Raw genomic sequence first — 3665 nt, 5'->3', positions numbered from 1 at the left:
ACGACCAACACATTAAATAGCAAAAGAGCGAATTTCCAAGACCTCGCGCCTCTGGAAATTCGCTCTCTATAATCACTCTGATTTAAACATTAGCAGTCTTTCTGCCGCAGCACTGTTTGTACTTCTTACCGCTTCCGCAAGGACACGGATCATTCGGATAAACCTTAATTTCTTTTCTCTGAACCGGCTTACGAACACTGGAATCATCCTTGTTAGTACCAGTAACCTTAGCCACCTGCTCACGTTCGATTTTCTGCTCCACATGAACATGATACAGCATTCTGACGGTGTCCTCCTGAATGGAAGTGATCATGCTGTTAAACATATCAAATGCGGCCATCTTGTACTCAACAACCGGATCTCTCTGTCCATAAGCAGTCAAACCGATACCCTGGCGGAGAATCTCCATATCATCAATGTGATCCATCCACTTGCTGTCAATGCTCTTCAGAAGGATAACGCGCTCAAGCTCACGCAGCTGCTCTGGCTCCGGGAATTCGGACTCCTTCGCCTCGTAAAGCTTCACAGCCTCCTCCTTGATCAGATGCTTCATCTCATTCTTTTTCTTACCCTTAACCTTCTCAGCTGTAAGCGGCTCGATTGGGATGATCTGACGGAGAACACTGTTGAACTCATTCAGATCCCACTCTTCAGAATCTACATCCTCAGAGAAACACATATCTACTGCATTATCTACAATATCTGTAATCATCTTGTAGATGGCATCGCGCATGTTCTCGCCATCCAGCACCTGGCGGCGCTCTTTGTAGATGATCTCACGCTGCTCATTGTTAACCTGGTCGTAATCAAGAAGATTCTTACGAATACCGAAGTTGTTAAACTCGATTTTCTCCTGTGCCTTCTCGATGGCGTTGGAAAGCATCTTATGCTCAATCTGCTCATTCTCAGCTACACCAAGAGATGTGAACACCTTCATCAGACGCTCAGATCCGAACAGACGCATCAGATCGTCCTCAAGAGAAATATAGAAACGGGATTCTCCTGGATCTCCCTGACGTCCGGAACGTCCACGCAGCTGGTTATCAATACGTCTGGACTCATGACGCTCTGTACCGATAATCTTCAGACCGCCGGCTGCTCTTGATACATCGTCAAGCTTAATATCCGTACCACGACCTGCCATATTGGTTGCGATGGTAACGGCACCGGCCTGACCAGCCTGTGCTACGATCTCAGCCTCAAGCTCATGGAACTTGGCATTCAATACATTGTGCGGAATCCCTTCTCTCTTCAGCATACGGCTGATGAGCTCAGAAGTCTCAATGGTAATAGTACCAACCAGTACAGGCTGCTGCTTCTCATGAGCTTCCTTTACAGACTGGACAACTGCATTGAATTTCTCTTTCTTGGTCATATATACGGCATCGTCTAAATCCTTACGCTGAACCGGCTTATTGGTCGGGATCTCAACAACGTCCATAGCATAGATATCACGGAACTCTTTCTCCTCAGTAAGGGCAGTACCGGTCATACCGCCTTTCTTATCGTATTTGTTAAAGAAGTTCTGGAAGGTGATGGTTGCAAGAGTTTTGCTCTCGCGTTTTACCTTAACATGCTCTTTCGCCTCGATTGCCTGGTGGAGACCATCCGAATAACGACGGCCCGGCATGATACGTCCGGTAAACTCATCAACAATCATAACCTCGTCATCTTTTACAACGTAATCCTGGTCACGGTGCATCAGATTATGAGCACGAAGTGCAAGGATGATATTGTGCTGGATCTCAAGGTTCTCCGGATCTGCAAGGTTCTCAATATTAAAGAATTTCTCAACCTTCTTCACACCCTGCTCGGTAAGGTTGACAATCTTATCCTTCTCATTTACAACAAAGTCACCGGTCTCGATAACTTCCTCACCCATGATAGCTGCCATCTTGGTCATCTCATGGCTGGCTTCTCCACGCTCCAGCTGCTGTGCAAGGATATCGCAAACCTCATACAGCTTGGTGGACTTGCCGCTCTGACCGGAAATGATCAGAGGAGTACGAGCCTCATCGATTAAAATGGAGTCGACCTCGTCGATGATACAGTAGTGAAGGTCACGCTGTACCAGCTGCTCCTTGTAGATAACCATGTTATCACGAAGATAGTCAAATCCAAGTTCGTTATTTGTAACATAAGTAATATCACAGTTATATGCCTCGCGGCGTTCTTCCGGCTTCATGTCGTTCAGAACTACGCCTACAGTCAGCCCAAGGAATCTGTGAACCTGTCCCATCTCGTCGGCATCACGTTTCGCCAGGTAATCATTGACTGTGACAACGTGAACACCTTTGCCCTCCAGGGCATTCAGATAGGAAGGCAATGTAGCTACAAGGGTCTTACCTTCACCAGTTTTCATCTCGGCGATACGGCCCTGATGAAGTACGATTCCACCGATAAGCTGTACTTCGAAATGCTCCATTCCAAGTACTCGCTTGGCTGCCTCACGAACGGTAGCAAATGCCTCTGGTAAAAGATCATCCAGGGTAGCTCCCTCATCCAGGCGTTTCTTAAACTCTCTTGTCTTACTGCGAAGTTCTTCGTCGGTTAATTTCTGCATTTCGGGACGCAGATCCTCGATTTTCTTAACAAGCGGCATGATACGCTTAACCTCTCGCTGGCTGCGGGTTCCGAAAACTTTTGAAAACATGTTCATTTAGCTTTTATACTCCTGTCTATCTTTTTAGATGCTATATTGTGTAATATAACTGATTTCATTTCATTTAAAATTATTTATTTTGTTTAACATACCAGTCTATTTTAACACTTTTTGTCATGGAAAACAATAAATATTTGATGAACAAAATATGTCTCCCATATGATATATTAAAGTAAAATGAATTTATACCCCAAATCAGCCTCAAATTATTTTATGTTTTAGGAGAATTTTTATATGATTTATCTTTTTCAGGAACTGGACTTAATTTCAAACGAATTGCTTCACCAGATGATTTTCTCATTGCCTGTTGCACGCAGGGAATATGTTCAGCATTTTAAATTGCCGGAAGACCAGAAGCGTTCTGCCCTGGCCTGGCTGCTTTTGCGTTATGGACTTAAACAGGAATATGGTTTCCGGGAAATCCCGGATTTCCAGAAAACCTCTTCTGGGAAACCATTTTTCCGTGGGGAAAATATGCCGTTTTTTAATCTCAGCCACAGCGGAAATTTCGTAGGCTGTGCCTTGCATGACAGGGAAATTGGTCTGGATATCCAGAAGCTCACCGAGCCCCGGGAATCTCTTATCCGAAGAGTCTGCACTCAGGAGGAGCTTATTTCCCTAAAGTCCCCCCAGGATTTCTGCCGGATCTGGGCTATGAAGGAAAGCGCCGTCAAACTTACCGGAGAAGGGATCACCGGAAATTTCCGGGAGATTCTCACTCTGCATCCGAATATGCACACCCATACCATCCCATTAGAAAATGGAACCGGATTTCTGGCCTACAGTATTTATGACGAAAGCAAGCTCCCTGTCCGCGTACTATCCACCAGGGAGCTTGCTGAAGAATTACTTTAAAATTCAAATTTTTATCACTTTTTCATCAGGGAACGGATCATCCAGAAATCTGGTCACATGATACTGATCCGTTTCTGCCAGATGAAGCAGCAGCAGTGCCAGACCAATTCCAGCTGCTCCGTCAAAGTAGAGTAGGCGGATGAAATTT

Annotated in this window: 2 protein-coding genes; one reads left to right on the top strand and one right to left on the bottom strand. The window is 45.2% G+C overall.

Going from position 1 to position 3665, the window contains the following annotated elements:
* Positions 1–82: 82 nt before the first annotated feature.
* Complete coding sequence (gene secA, locus PGQ38_RS19010) at positions 83–2659, bottom strand: preprotein translocase subunit SecA (RefSeq protein ID WP_270433120.1); 2577 nt, start codon at positions 2657–2659, stop codon at positions 83–85.
* 237 nt (positions 2660–2896) lie between these two features.
* Here secA and PGQ38_RS19005 point away from each other — a divergent pair, with 237 nt between their 5' ends.
* Positions 2897–3517 (top strand): 4'-phosphopantetheinyl transferase family protein, encoded by a 621-nt coding sequence (locus tag PGQ38_RS19005; protein ID WP_270433117.1) that lies wholly within the window; start codon positions 2897–2899, stop codon positions 3515–3517.
* Positions 3518–3665 lie beyond the last annotated feature (148 nt).

It is taken from the genome of Blautia faecis (genome assembly GCF_027662325.1).
Taxonomy (GTDB): Bacteria; Bacillota; Clostridia; order Lachnospirales; family Lachnospiraceae; genus Blautia_A; species Blautia_A faecis.
Note: the sequence above shows the minus strand (reverse complement) of the source record. Positions and strands in the feature narration are given on the sequence as shown.